The organism is Streptomyces sp. NPDC050418 (assembly GCF_044458745.1).
Classification (GTDB): domain Bacteria; phylum Actinomycetota; class Actinomycetes; order Streptomycetales; family Streptomycetaceae; genus Streptomyces.
The window spans coordinates 146,300-159,695 of the sequence record NZ_JBITIG010000018.1 but is presented as its reverse complement, the minus strand read 5'-3'; the positions used below and the strand labels follow the sequence as shown (position 1 = coordinate 159,695).

Annotated in this window: 10 protein-coding genes and 1 tRNA gene; 6 read left to right on the top strand and 5 right to left on the bottom strand. The window is 72.3% G+C overall.

Translation table 11 applies throughout. The features are described 5' to 3' along the window. Window positions 1-113: 113 nt before the first annotated feature. Window positions 114-2,708: an ABC transporter permease gene (locus tag ACIBI4_RS34200; protein WP_399208130.1), complete on the bottom strand. Its 2,595-nt coding sequence runs from the start codon at window positions 2,706-2,708 to the stop codon at window positions 114-116. Between the two features lie 53 nt (window positions 2,709-2,761). Further along, window positions 2,762-3,532: an ABC transporter ATP-binding protein gene (locus ACIBI4_RS34195; RefSeq protein ID WP_399208129.1), complete on the bottom strand. Its 771-nt coding sequence runs from the start codon at window positions 3,530-3,532 to the stop codon at window positions 2,762-2,764. Between the two features lie 229 nt (window positions 3,533-3,761). Here ACIBI4_RS34195 and ACIBI4_RS34190 point away from each other — a divergent pair. From ACIBI4_RS34190 to ACIBI4_RS34165, 6 genes are all read left to right on the top strand, one after another. Continuing rightward, window positions 3,762-3,835, top strand: a tRNA-Thr gene (locus ACIBI4_RS34190). Between the two features lie 176 nt (window positions 3,836-4,011). After that, a complete protein-coding gene (locus ACIBI4_RS34185; RefSeq protein WP_399208128.1) occupies window positions 4,012-5,703 on the top strand; it encodes a sensor histidine kinase in 1,692 nt (563 codons plus the stop codon). Beyond that, on the top strand, window positions 5,700-6,410 hold the full coding sequence (locus ACIBI4_RS34180; protein ID WP_399208127.1) for a response regulator: 711 nt from the start codon (window positions 5,700-5,702) through the stop codon (window positions 6,408-6,410). The genes ACIBI4_RS34185 and ACIBI4_RS34180 overlap by 4 nt, the downstream gene beginning before the upstream one ends. Before the next feature lie 173 nt (window positions 6,411-6,583). Continuing rightward, window positions 6,584-7,711, top strand: a complete 1,128-nt coding sequence (locus ACIBI4_RS34175) for an ABC transporter ATP-binding protein (protein ID WP_399208126.1) — start codon at window positions 6,584-6,586, stop codon at window positions 7,709-7,711. A 247-nt stretch (window positions 7,712-7,958) separates the two neighbouring features. After that, window positions 7,959-8,402 (top strand): hypothetical protein, encoded by a 444-nt coding sequence (locus ACIBI4_RS34170; RefSeq protein WP_399208125.1) that lies wholly within the window; start codon window positions 7,959-7,961, stop codon window positions 8,400-8,402. A gap of 48 nt (window positions 8,403-8,450) precedes the next feature. Further along, window positions 8,451-9,182, top strand: coding sequence for an NDP-sugar synthase (locus ACIBI4_RS34165; protein ID WP_399208124.1), 732 nt, complete (start codon window positions 8,451-8,453; stop codon window positions 9,180-9,182). 94 nt (window positions 9,183-9,276) lie between these two features. Here ACIBI4_RS34165 and ACIBI4_RS34160 read toward each other — a convergent pair whose 3' ends face one another. From ACIBI4_RS34160 to cysS, 3 genes are all read right to left on the bottom strand, one after another. After that, window positions 9,277-10,854 carry a DoxX family protein gene (locus ACIBI4_RS34160; RefSeq protein ID WP_399208123.1) on the bottom strand — a complete coding sequence of 526 codons (1,578 nt, stop codon included), beginning with the start codon at window positions 10,852-10,854 and terminating at the stop codon, window positions 9,277-9,279. Between the two features lie 88 nt (window positions 10,855-10,942). Continuing rightward, on the bottom strand, window positions 10,943-11,893 hold the full coding sequence (rlmB, locus tag ACIBI4_RS34155) for a 23S rRNA (guanosine(2251)-2'-O)-methyltransferase RlmB (RefSeq protein WP_399208122.1): 951 nt from the start codon (window positions 11,891-11,893) through the stop codon (window positions 10,943-10,945). Window positions 11,894-11,988: 95 nt separating this feature from the next. Next, entirely contained in the window at window positions 11,989-13,389 is a 1,401-nt protein-coding gene (gene cysS, locus ACIBI4_RS34150; protein ID WP_399208121.1) for a cysteine--tRNA ligase, read from the bottom strand. Window positions 13,390-13,396 lie beyond the last annotated feature (7 nt).

Sequence of the window (13,396 nt, the reverse complement as noted above, 5' to 3'; positions counted from 1 at the left end):
GGGGCGAGCTCGACTCTCACGCTCACACCTCCCGCCCTCCGGGGGCCCCCCCCCCCCCCCGCGGGCGGGGGCGCCCCCCCCCCCCCCCCCCCCCCCCCCCCCCCCCCCCCGCCCTACGCCCCAATCGCCCCCAGCACATCCATCCGCGCAGCCCGCCGTGCCGGCCAGATCGCCGCCAGCACCCCGACCACCAGGGCGAGCACCACGAACAACCCCAGCCGCACCCACGGCAACACCGTCTCGTACGCGGGCAACGACCCACCCGTGACACCGCTGTTGAGCCACGCCAGGAAGATCCCGGACCCGATACCGAGCGCCGCGCCGAACAGGCAGATGATCACGGACTCCAGGCGCACCATCCGCCGGATCCCCGCCCGGTCGAGGCCGATCGCCCGCAGCATCCCGATCTCGCGGGTCCGCTCGAAGACGGACATCGCGAGGGTGTTCACGACGCCGAGGACCGCGATGAGCACGGCCATCCCGAGCAGTCCGTACATCATGTTCAGGACCGTCCCGACCGCCCCGACCTCGGACGCCACGATCTGATCGCGGTCCTGCACCTTGAGCAGCGGACTGTTGCCGAGCGCGTCACGGATCCTCCCGTCGAGGCCGGTGGCGCCGGAATCCGCCTTCACCAGGACCTCGTCCAGCCGCTTCTCGGTGGCGTACGGCAGCACGTCACCGAGCGTCCCGAGTGCCTCCGCGACCGTGCGGTTCTTCTCGAAGACGCCGACGACGGTGAACGACTTCACGTCCGCGCCCGTGCGCTTCCCGTCGGTGAACCGCCCGCCGAGCCCGGCCTTGACGACCGACCCCACCGCGAGCCCTCGCTCACCGGCCAGTTCCGAGGACACCGCGATCTTCCCGGGCCCGACGTCCGCCAACGACCCGTCGGTGAACCGCAGATCGGTCACCTTGCCGACCGTGCGGGGGTCGGCGCCGGTCAGCTGCAGATAACCGCCCGGCGTGTCCGCCGTCGCCGAGGCCACGGGTGCCGCGGCCGAGACGCCCGGCACCCGCGCCACCTTGCCGGCGGCGTCCGGCTCGATGCCGCGGTACGCGGAGTTGGAGATCCGGTAGTCGGCCGCGAGCCCCGTGGTCGCCTCGGCGGCCACGGCCCGGTCGGCGGACTGCGCGGCCACGGTGAGGCCGGTGATCAGGCACAGGCCGACCATCAAGGCGGAGGCGGTCGCCGCCGTACGGCGCGGGTTGCGCAGCGCGTTCTCCTTGGCGAGCTTGCCGCTCACGCCGTACAGCCGCTCGGTGAGCCGCCCGGCCAGCGCGATGAACGGCCGCGACAGGAGCGGCGCGAGCACCATCAGCCCGCACAGGAACAACCCCGCGCCGAACAGCGCGATGAGCAGGTCGGCCTCGGACGGCTTCGCGAGCCCGGCCACGTACAGCATGAACGGCATCCCGCCCGCGACGAGCAGTACACCCAGCACATTGCGGACCACGAGGCTGCGCGCCTTCGGCGGGGCGTCCACCGTGCTCATCGCCTCGACGGGGGCGATCCGCGCGGCCTTGCGGGAGGGCAGCCAGGCCGCGAGGACCGTCACCACGACACCCACGACGAGCGACCACGCGAAGGCGGCCGGCGAGACGACCAGCGGCCCGTCCGGCAGCCCCGCACCACCGGCGTTCAGGAGCGCGGGCAGGACGGCGGCGATCCCGAGGCCGAGCGCGAACCCGCCCGCCGAAGCGCCGAGTCCGAGCAGGCCCGCTTCGACGAGTACGGAGCGTACGACCTGCTTGCGCGAGGCGCCGACCGCCCGCATCAGGGCGATCTCCTTGGTGCGCTGGGCGATCAGCATGGTGAAGGTGTTGGCGATGATGAACACCCCGACGAACAGGGCGATCCCGGCGAAGACCAGCAGCGCCTTCGTCAGCGATCCGGTGCTCTGCTCGATCTCCCGTGCCTGCTGGTCGGCCAGTTCCTGACCACTGGTCGCGGTCGCGGCGCCGTCGCCCGGCAGCAGCGCCCGGACGTCCGCCGTCAGCGCGGTCTGGGCGGTGCCGGGGCGCGCGCCCACGGTGATCTCGTCGTAGTACCCGGGCGCGGTGAACAGCTTCTGCGCGGTGGCCGTGTCGAAGAGCGCGAGGGTGCCGCCGGCCGTGACGCGCGGGTCGTCCGTGGAGACGAGACCGACGAGCTTCTTGGTGAGCGCGGGTCCGTCCGTCGCGAAGCGCACGGTGTCGCCGATGCCGTAACCGGCCTTCTCGGCGGTCTTCGCGTCGAGCGCCATCTCCCCGGAGGAGGCCGGGGCGCGGCCCTTGGTGAGGGGATAGAGCGGGTCCTTGCCGCCCTTGTCACCGCCGGCGGGTGCGTAATTGACCGCGAGGTTCTGCCAGTTGGCGTCCGCGTTGACGGGCTTTCCGTCCTTGGCGGCGAGCGTGACGCGCCCGTTCACCGTGGGGCGTACGGACTCGGCACCGGGCAGCGCGGCGATCTTGCCTACGAGCGCGTCGTCGAGCGCCGTCCTGAAGGCGCCGGGCTTCGCCTCGGGCGCGGCGCTGGTGCCGCCGTCCTGCACGGCGACCGCGACACCGTCGAGGTTCTTGGCGGAGGCACCGCGGAAGGCACCGGCGACGGTGTCGCCGAAGACGAGCGTGCCGGAGACGAAGGCGACGCCGAGCATGACGGCGAGCGCGGTCATGACCAGCCGGGCTTTGTGCGCGAGGACGTTGCGCAGGGCTGTTCGCAGCATGGTGGGTTCCTGGAGACGTACGAGGGTGGGCGGGGCGGCTTCGGCGGTACGGCTCAGGTGGTCCGCACCCGCCCCTCGAACTGCCGCATCCGGTCGAGCACCGCGTCCGCGGTCGGCGCGTCGAGCTCGTCCACGAGCCGGCCGTCGGCGAGGAAGATCACGCGGTCCGCGTAGGCGGCGGCGACCGGGTCGTGCGTGACCATCACGACGGTCTGCTCCAGGCTGTGCACCGACTCCCGCAGGAAGCCGAGGACCTCGGCGCCCGTACGGGAGTCGAGGTTGCCGGTCGGCTCGTCCGCGAAGATGATCTCCGGCCGGGAGGCGAGCGCCCGCGCCACCGCCACCCGCTGCTGCTGCCCGCCGGACAGCTGCGCGGGCCGGTGCGTGAGCCGGTCGGCGAGCCCGACGGTGTGCACGATCCGGTCGACCCAGGCCTTCTCGGGGCTGCGGCCCGCGATGGCCATCGGCAGCGTGATGTTCTCGTACGCGGAGAGCGTGGGCAGCAGGTTGAAGGCCTGGAAGACGAAGCCCACCTTGTCGCGCCGCAGCCGGGTCAACTCCCGGTCGCGCAGCGCGGTCAGCTCCACCTCGCCGATCCGCGCCGAACCCGAGGTGATCGCGTCGAGGCCGGCCATGCAGTGCATCAGCGTCGACTTGCCGGAGCCGGACGGTCCCATGATCGCGGTGAAGCGTCCGCGCCCGAACGCGACATCCACCGAGTCCAGCGCCACGACCCGGGTCTCCCCCTCCCCGTACACCTTGGTCAGGCCGGTGGCGCGGGCGGCCGCGGTGGCGGCGGGGGCTTGGACGGGTGCGTACGGCATACGAGGGCTCCTGAGGCGGGGGAGGTGGCGATTCGCCTCCATCGTCGGCCTGCCGGCCTGCCCGGATCGTCGCTCTGAGGGCGTGATTCGGCGCTCTGCCGAAGGTCGGGGACAGGCCCTTCGGTAGTCCTCCGGGAGGACCCCCGGGGCCCGCAACTCCGTGGCCCGCACCGAGGCCCGCTGTGTACAGTGAGGGGGTCTGCGCACCTGGCGAACCGCCGGGCGCGACGCCCCCTTAGCTCAGTTGGCCAGAGCGGCTGTCTTGTAAACAGCAGGTCGTCGGTTCGATTCCGACAGGGGGCTCGTCCTGAGACCGAAGGCCCCGCTCCCGCCGAGGAGCGGGGCCTTCGGCGTGCAGGGACCGGGTCCTCGGCGGACGGAGGCGGGCGCGGGCTCTGTCTTAGGGCAGAGGAGCACGCCGGCAGGATCGCCCGCAGGGTGCACGAGTCCGGCGCCCCCGCCGCCCGATACTGGACGGCATGCCCGCCCTGTCCCTGTTCACGCGCCCGTTCGCCGCCCCCGGCGAGGACGGCCGCCATGTGTGGCGTGCGGCCGCCGAGGCGACGGGCGGCGGCATCCTCGTCCTGCTGACCTACGGGGGCATGGCCGGGCTCGGCCACGATCTGCCCTCGCACTACCTGATCCCGCTCACCCTGCTCGCCCTCGCGTTCCTGGTGATCCGCCGCCGCTTCCCGCTGACGTCCGTGCTCGCCCTCGCGGTGCTGCTCGGCGCCGTGCCCTACTACGGGCTGGTGGCCGCGGTGGCCTCGTACACCGTCACACGGCATCTGACCGTGCCGCGCCGGCGCACCCTGCTCCTGCTCGGCGCGACGGCGCTGACCACGGCCTTCTCCACCGTGCTCACCCCGGCCACGCTGCCCGGCGGGTACGGCACGGCCTACGGGGCCGCGCTCGGCCTGGTGCTCGCCGCGACCACGATCGTGGTGCCCGGCCTCGTCGGGATCTCCGCGGGCCAGCAGGACCGCCTCGTCACGGCGCTGCACGAGCGGACCGCGGCGGCCGAGGAGGCGCGGCGGCTCGCGGACGACGCGGGCCGCAGCGAGGAGCGCACCCGGATCGCCGCCGAGATGCACGACCTGGTCGGCCACCGGCTCAGCCTCATCTCCCTGCACACCGGCGGCCTGGAGATGGCGCTGCGCGACCAGGACCCGAAGCTGCAGGAGAGCGCCTCGCACGTGCGCCAGGCGACCCGGGACGCGATGTACGAGCTGCGCCAAGTCCTCGGCGTCCTCGGCCCGTTCAGCCGCGACACCGGTACGGAGGCGCTCACCGACGCGACCGGCACGCGCGCGGACATCAAGGCGCTCGTCGAGGAGTCGGCGGGCGCGGGCCTGACCGTCGGGCTCGACTGGGAGGGCCCCGACCTCGATACGCGCGAGGCGCAGGTGCGGCGTGCGGTGCACCGGGTCGTACGGGAGGCGCTCACCAACGTCCACAAGTACGCCTCGGGCGCGGCCGTCACGGTCGCCGTCGCGCACGCCCCCGACGAGGTCTCGGTCCGCGTCCGCAACGAGGCACCGCCCGCCCCCGCGGCCGAACCGGCCGTCGGCACGGGCCGCGGCCTGACCGGACTGCGCGAGCGCGTGGAACTCCTCGGCGGGCGGCTCGACGCGGGAGTGCGCCCGGAGGGCGGCTTCCAGGTGTACGCGGTGATGCCCGCCGTGCCCGGTCCGGCGGGCCGCCGCCCGGCGCCGGACACCGGGCCGCTCAGCGGGTCGACGGCACTGTCCGGCATCCAGCACCGGCTCGGCACCGTGATCACCGCGCTGCTGGGCCTCGCGGGGGTGGCCGTCACGATGATGCTCGGCGTGATCCTCGTGGAACAGGCAAGGCCCCAGCCCGAGTACGGCAAGCCCGAGGCGATCCACGTCGGCATGCCGAAGTCGCGGGTGCAGGAGCTGACGTACGACAACGAGGCGGTCCGCGCCGCCGCCGCGGACCGCGAACCGGCCCGCCCGTCCGGCACCACGAGCTGCCTGTACTCCTACGCGGACGACGAGGAGTCGTACACCGCGCAGGGCCGCTTCGGGATCGCGCGCTACTGCTTCGGCCCGGAGAACACCCTCACGAAGATCGACACGTTCACGGTCCCGATGGCCACGGAGCCCACCCTCCTGCCGACCGACCCATCTCCCAGGGAGACCCCATGACACCGGCCGCCGAAGCCTCCGTACGCGGACCCGTGAGCGGGCCCGTACGCGTGCTCCTCGCCGACGACGAGGAGATGATCCGGCGCGGGGTCGAGATGATCCTCAGCCACGCCGAGGGCATCGAGGTGGTCGCGGAGGCGGTGAACGGCGAGGAGGCCGTGGCGCTGGCCGCCGAGCACCGCCCGGACGTGGCCCTCGTCGACATCCGCATGCCGGTCCTCGACGGCCTCGCCGCCGTACCGCGCCTTGTCGCGCTCGACCCCGCACCCCGGGTCGTCATGCTCACGACCTTCGGCGACGACCAGAACGTCCTGCGCGCCCTGCGCGACGGAGCCGCCGGCTTCCTGCTCAAGGACGAGGGCCCGCAGGAACTCATCAGCGCGGTCCGCGCGGCGGCCGCGGGCGACTCGGTCCTCTCCCCCGGCGTCACGGCCTCCGTCATCCACCGCATGCTCACCGCCACCCCCACCCCCGCCTCCACCCCGTCCCCCGCCGCACCGGACCCCCGCATCGCCTCCCTCACCGAACGCGAACGCGAGGTCCTCGCGATGCTCGGCCAAGGCCTGTCGAACGCGGACATCGGGCGCGCGCTGGGCATCGGGGTGGGCACGGTGAAGACCCATGTCGGCTCGATCCTGGACAAGACGGACTCGACGAGCCGCGTCCAGGCGGCGCTGCTGGCACATCAGGCGGGGCTGGCCCACTGACACAAACCGACAACAGCCTCTACCGCCCAGACCCCCCACCAGGTACGGTCGGCCACAGTCCACCGAATGGACTACACCACTACGGCCCCCCGCAAGGGACCCGGCCGCAGCGGATCACCACCTTTACTCGGATCGTCCGGCACGTTCCTGCCGGTGAAGGGGGCCGAAGAAACATGGCCACTGTCTCGTTCAACAAGGCGACCCGCATCTACCCGGGCGGCGACAAGCCCGCGGTCGACCAGCTCGAACTCGAGGTCGCCGACGGCGAGTTCCTCGTCCTCGTCGGCCCGTCCGGCTGCGGAAAGTCCACCTCCCTGCGCATGCTCGCCGGCCTGGAGGACGTCAACGCGGGTTCGATCCACATCGGCGACCGCGACGTCACGCACCTGCCGCCGAAGGACCGGGACATCGCCATGGTGTTCCAGAACTACGCGCTGTACCCGCACATGACCGTCGCCGACAACATGGGCTTCGCCCTGAAGATCGCCGGTGTGCCGAAGGCCGAGATCCGCCAGAAGGTCGAGGACGCGGCGAAGATCCTCGACCTCACCGAGTACCTGGGCCGCAAGCCCAAGGCCCTCTCCGGCGGTCAGCGCCAGCGTGTGGCGATGGGCCGCGCGATCGTCCGCGAGCCGCAGGTCTTCCTCATGGACGAGCCGCTGTCGAACCTCGACGCCAAGCTCCGCGTCTCGACCCGTACACAGATCGCCTCGCTGCAGCGCCGCCTCGGCATCACCACCGTCTACGTCACCCACGACCAGGTCGAGGCCATGACCATGGGCGACCGCGTCGCGGTCCTCAAGGACGGTCTCCTCCAGCAGGTCGACTCGCCGCGCAACATGTACGACCGTCCGGCCAACCTCTTCGTCGCCGGCTTCATCGGCTCCCCGGCCATGAACCTGGTCGAGGTCCCGATCACCGACGGCGGCGTGAAGTTCGGCAACTCGGTCGTGCCGGTCTCGCGCGACGCCCTCGGCCAGACCTCCGACAAGACGGTCACGGTCGGCGTCCGCCCCGAGCACTTCGACGTGGTCGAGCAGAACGGCGAAGCCGCCAAGTCCCTCTCCAAGGAGACGCAGGACGCCCCGGCGGGCCTCGCCGTCACCGTCAACGTCGTCGAGGAGCTCGGCGCCGACGGGTACGTCTACGGCACCGCCGAGGTCGGCGGCGAGCAGCAGGACCTCGTGGTCCGCGTCAGCGGCCGCGCCGTCCCGGAGAAGGGCACGGTCCTGCACGTGGTCCCGCGTCCGGGCGAGACCCACGTCTTCTCGACGTCCTCCGGCGAGCGCCTGAGCGACTGATCCTTCGAGGACCGGCGCCGCACCGGGTTCCCGAACTCGCACCGAGGGCCCCACGCTTCACCGCGTGGGGCCCTTTGCCGTACAAGGCCCCATCGCTGCCCGTCGCACCAAAAGTCCCCAATTGCCCGGAAACTTCACCCATTTCACCCCACGACGTCAACACGGGATTCGAAAGACGGCCTCGAACCATCCCTCATTACGGTGACCAAATGTCGCCAAATCATCACTCGCCGCTACTCTCACACGCGTGACGCACTCCTACTCCCCCAGCTCCCGGCGGCACCGGCAGGGCCCCGCCCGCCGTATCGGCCGCACCCTCGCCCTGGTGCTCCCCGTGGTCCTGGTGCTCTCCGGCACCCTCGCGGTGGCCAGCGTCAACTGGACGGGCGCCTCGTCCTCGACGCTGACCACGGCCTCCGAGGACATCTCCCAGCCCGCCAAGTCCCGTGCCCCGCAGGACGTCCTGCGCGAAGCACTCCTGACCGAACTGCAGGAGAAGGACCCGGGCATCGCCCTGACCCACCTCCAGCAGGAGGTCGACCGGCGCCCGTCGCTCGCGAAGCACTGCGTCTCGATCGCACGCTCGCTGGGCCGCGCCGCCGTCCAGCACTACGGGCCCGCCCGCGCCCAGTCGTTCTCGCGCCCTGTCTGTGACACGGCCTTCGCGGCGGGTGTCGCCGAAACGGTCTGACCGCTGCCCCTGTGCGGCCCTCCCCGGAGGGCCGCATAGGGTGCGGCCATGACCTCCACCGCGCCCTGCGCGACCCCGACCCAGGCCGTCGTCCTCGCGGGCGGCCAGGGCTCGCGCCTCCGCCCGTACACCGACGACCGGCCCAAGCCGATGGTCGAGATCCCCGGCACGGGGACCCCGATCATCGGCCATCAGCTGTCCTGGCTCGCGGAGGAAGGCGTCACGGACGCCGTCGTCTCCTGCGGTCATCTCGCCGAGGTCCTGCAGGAGTGGCTCGACTCCGCCGATCTGCCGCTGAACGTCACGACGGTCGTCGAGACGGAACCGCTCGGCCGCGGCGGCGGCCTCAAGTACGCCGCCGCGCATCTGCCCCATCCCGACCAGGCCTGGTACGCCACGAACGGCGACATCTGGACGCGCTTCTCCTTGCGCGCGATGGCCGAGTTCCACACGGAGCGCGCGGCGACCGCGACCCTGGCCCTGGCCCGCCCCCGCATCCCGTGGGGCGCCGTGGAGACGGACTCCTTCGGTCACATCACCGACTTCATCGAGTCCCCGCCGACCTCGTACGAGATCAATGCGGGTGTCTACGTCTTCGCCCCCGACTTCGCCGCGCTGCTGCCCGACGTCGGCGACCACGAGCGCACCACGTTCCCGCAGCTGGCCCGCAGCCGCCGCCTGGCCGGCTTCCCGATCCCGCAGGGTGCGTACTGGCGCGCCATCGACACGGCGAAGGACCTCACCGAGGCGGCCAAGGAACTCGCGGCCCTGGCCCGCTGACCGCGCACGGCCGCCCGCCCCTGTCGCCGGCGCCCCCACGCAAAAGGGGCCTGGCACACCCCCCGATGTGCCAGGCCCCGGTTTCAGCCAACCCTCAGCCGAGGATCCCCCCGATCAGCCCGGGCTTCTCCTCTTCGCCGCCGCCCGGGGCGCCCGTGGAGCCGCCGTCCGTCCCGCCCGAGGTGGGGCCGCCGGAGGACGCCGGAGGCGCCGGAGCGGTCTGCTGAGGCGGCGCCTCGCCCGTGCCCGCGGTCTGGCTGGGCTGCCCGGCCCCCGTGCCCGTGGAGGCCGAGGACGAGGCCGCGCCCGGAGCCGAGGACTGCGGCGGAGCCGAGGAGGTGGCCTCGGCCGACGGGGTCCTGGTGGCGGAGGGGCTTGAGGAGCCCTTCCGCTCCTTCGACTCGCTCGGCAGCGGCGAACCCGGCAGCTCGTTGCGGGGCGGCTGCCCCGGACCGGGCACCGTCACCGTGCCCGCACTGCGCACGGCACCGCCCAGGAGCGCGCCGACCAGCAGCGTCGCACCCACCACGAACGTCCCGACGAGCAGGCCGCGGCGCAGCACGCGGCGGCGCAGCTCCCACAGTTCGGAGCGCGGGCCGAGCGTGCGCCAGGCCTCGCTCGCGAGCCGTCCGTCCACCGAGTACACCGGGGCGCCCGCGATGATCAGCGGCGACCAGGCGGCGAGGTAGATGATGTCCGGCGCGTCGTAGGCGGGGACGGTCTTCCAGCTGACCGTGACGAGCAGCGCCGCGGACAGCAGCGCGCCGATCACGGCCGCGACCCGCTGCCACAGCCCGAGGACCGTCAGGACGCCGACGATCACCTGCACGAACGCGATGACAAGACCCGCACCGACGGGGTGCTGCAGCGCGAAGTCCCGCAGCGGCTCGGCGAGCGGCCACGGATGCAGCGAGTTGAGCCACTTGACCATGGACCCGCGCTCGCCGCCGTCGAAGTAGACGGGGTCGCAGAGCTTGCCCATGCCCGCGTAGATGGAGATGAAGCCGAGGAAGATACGGAGCGGGAGCAGGACCACGCCGAGGTTGAGACGGCGGCCCGGGTAGTACGCGTGCCGCACCGGGTCGGCACCGTGCCGCCGTACGGTCTCGGGCTCGTCGGCCTCGTCGAAGTCCTCGTCGTCGTAGGCCCGTTGCCCGCCGCCGGAGGCTCCGCCGTCCGGCCGGAAGAGCTCGTCGTACGCGCTGTCCAGGGCGGAGACCGCGGGGATCAGCTGCGTCTCGTCGCCCTCGGGGCCCCGCGGTCCGACCACCTGCGGCGTCTCGACCGTCGCCTCGAGGTCCTCGACGGCGATCCGCGGGATGACCTGCGTGGCCGCCCCGTCGCCGAACTCCTCGGCCGGCCGCCGCACTTCGGCCTGGCGTGCCGCCTGCAGGAGCCCGGCGGCCGCGAGATCACCGGACGCGCTCTTCCCGCTCCACACGACAGGCGTGCGCCGCCGCACCACGGCGGCGCCGGCGGCCGCGGGGATCAGTCCGGCCACGGCCGGACCGGAGGCGATACGCGGGGATCGGGGCACTTGCGCGGCAGGAAGCTGCACACGGAAGCTCGCGTGATTGACGATGACCTGCGCCGGGTCGCACGGCACCTTCACCATGCTCAGCGCGGGAGTGTCGTCGAATCCCGTGCGGGGTGTTCTGGTGTCCACACTCATCTAACCGAGTGACGTCACCATAGGACACTGCCTTGACCCTGCGGATCTGTCCGTGACCGGTCAAGGTCAAGTACGGAACCCCAAACGGTCAGCCTCGGCGGCGCGCCGCCTCGTACAGGACAACTCCCGCCGCGACACCGGCGTTCAGCGACTCCGAGCCGCCCGGCATGGGGATGCGGACGAGGTAGTCACAGGTCTCGCCGACCAGCCGCGACAGGCCCTTGCCCTCGGAGCCGACCACGATCACGACCGGGCCTTCGAGCGCCTGGAGGTCACCGACCTTGTGCTCGCCGTCGGCCGCGAGACCGACGACGGTGATGCCCGCCTTCTGGTACGACTCCAGGGCGCGCGTCAGGTTGGTGGCACGGGCCACGGGCGTACGGGCCGCGGCGCCCGCCGAGGTCTTCCACGCACCGGCCGTCATACCGGCCGCACGGCGCTCGGGCACGACCACACCGTGGCCGCCGAAGGCCGCCACGGAACGGACGACCGCACCGAGGTTGCGCGGGTCCGTGACCCCGTCGAGCGCGACGATCAGCGGGTCCTCGCCCACGTCGAAGGCCGCGGCGGCCAGGTCCTCGGGGTGCGCGTACTCGTACGCCGGCACCTGGAGGACCAGGCCCTGGTGGTTGAGCCCGTTGGTCATCCGGTCGAGCTCGGGGCGCGGCGCCTCCATGAGGTGGATGCCGCCGCGCTCCTGCGCGAGCTGCAGCGCGTCCCGCACCCGCTCGTCGTTGTCGATGAACTGCTGCACGTACAGCGTCGAGGCCGGTACGCCGTCGCGCAGCGCCTCGTACACCGAGTTGCGCCCCACGACCAGCTCGGACTGGCCCTTGCCGCCGCGCCGGGCGATGGGCTTACGGGCGGCCTGCTTGGCCTTGGCGTTCGCGATCCGGTTCTTCTTGTGCTTCTTGCGCGCCTCGGCGGGCGGCGTGGGGCCCTTGCCGGCAAGGGCGCGGCGCCCCTTGCCACCGCTGCCGACCGTCGCACCCTTCTTGTTGCTGGTGCGGCGGTTCCTGCGCTGGCTGTTCCCGGCCATGACCTACCTGTTTCTGCGTCTTCGAAGCGTTGCGTGCGTATGTACGTATATGAAGTGTGCCGCCCGGCGGACCGGGCGGCACATCAGGTGCGTGCTCAGCGCGGGCCGAGCGTCCAGCGCGGCCCGTCCGCCGAGTCCTCGATGACCAGGCCCGACTGCTGCAGCTGGTCGCGGATTGCGTCCGCCGCGGGCCAGTCCTTGCGGGCCCGGGCCGCCTCGCGCTGCTGCAGCACCAGGCGTACGAGGGTGTCGACGACGCCGTGGAGATCCTCGCCGCGGTCCGACTCGCCCGCCCAGTGCGGGTCGAGCGGGTCGAGGCCGAGGACGCCGAGCATGGCGCGCACCTCGGCGAGCCGGGCGATCGCCTCGTCCTTGTCGTCGGCGGCCAGCGCGCTGTTGCCCTGGCGGACCGTGGTGTGCACGACGGCGAGCGCCTGCGGCACCCCGAGGTCGTCGTCCATGGCCTCGGCGAACGCGAGCGGCACCTCGGCCGCGGGCTCGACCGGACCCCCGGCCTTCTCGACGACGCGCTGCACGAAGCCCTCGATCCGCGCGAACGCGGACTCGGCCTCGCGCAGGGCCTCCTCGCTGTACTCGATCATCGAACGGTAGTGCGGGGTGCCCAGGTAGTAGCGCAGGACGATCGGACGCCAGCGCTGGACCATCTCGGAGACGAGCACCGAGTTGCCCAGCGACTTGGACATCTTCTCGTTCGCCATGGTCACCCAGGCGTTGTGCAGCCAGTACTTCGCGAACTCGTCGCCGTACGCCTTGGCCTGGGCGATCTCGTTCTCGTGGTGCGGGAAGATCAGGTCGAGCCCGCCGCCGTGGATGTCGAAGGCGCTGCCCAGGTACTTGTGGGCCATCGCCGAGCACTCCAGGTGCCAGCCGGGACGGCCGCGGCCCCAGGGGGACTCCCAGTCGGGCTCGCCCGGCTTGGTCGCCTTCCACATGGCGAAGTCACGCGGGTCGCGCTTGCCGGTGATGCCGTCCTCGGTCGGCTGCAGCAGGTTCTCCAGCTCCTGGTTGGAAAGCTCCAGATAGCCGGGGAAGGACCGCACGTCGAAGTAGACGCTGCCGTCCGCCTCGTAGGCGTGCCCGCGCTCGATGAGGCCGCGCATCATCTCGACCATCTCGGTGATGTGGCCGGTCGCGCGCGGCTCGTACGTGGGCGGCAGGCAACCGAGCGCCTGGTAGCCGTCGTTGAACGCGCGCTCGTTCTCGTACCCGATCGACCACCAGGGCCGGCCCTGCTCGGCGGCCTTGGCGATGATCTTGTCGTCGATGTCCGTGACATTGCGGATGAAGGTCACGTCATAGCCGCGGTACGTGAACCAGCGGCGCAGGATGTCGAAGTTGAGCCCCGACCGGATGTGCCCGATGTGCGGGGCGGCCTGCACGGTCGCGCCACAGAGGTAGATCGAGACGCAGCCCGGTGTGAGCGGGGAGAAGTCACGGATCTGCCGGGCGCTGGTGTCGTACAGGCGAATAGTCACGGCACCA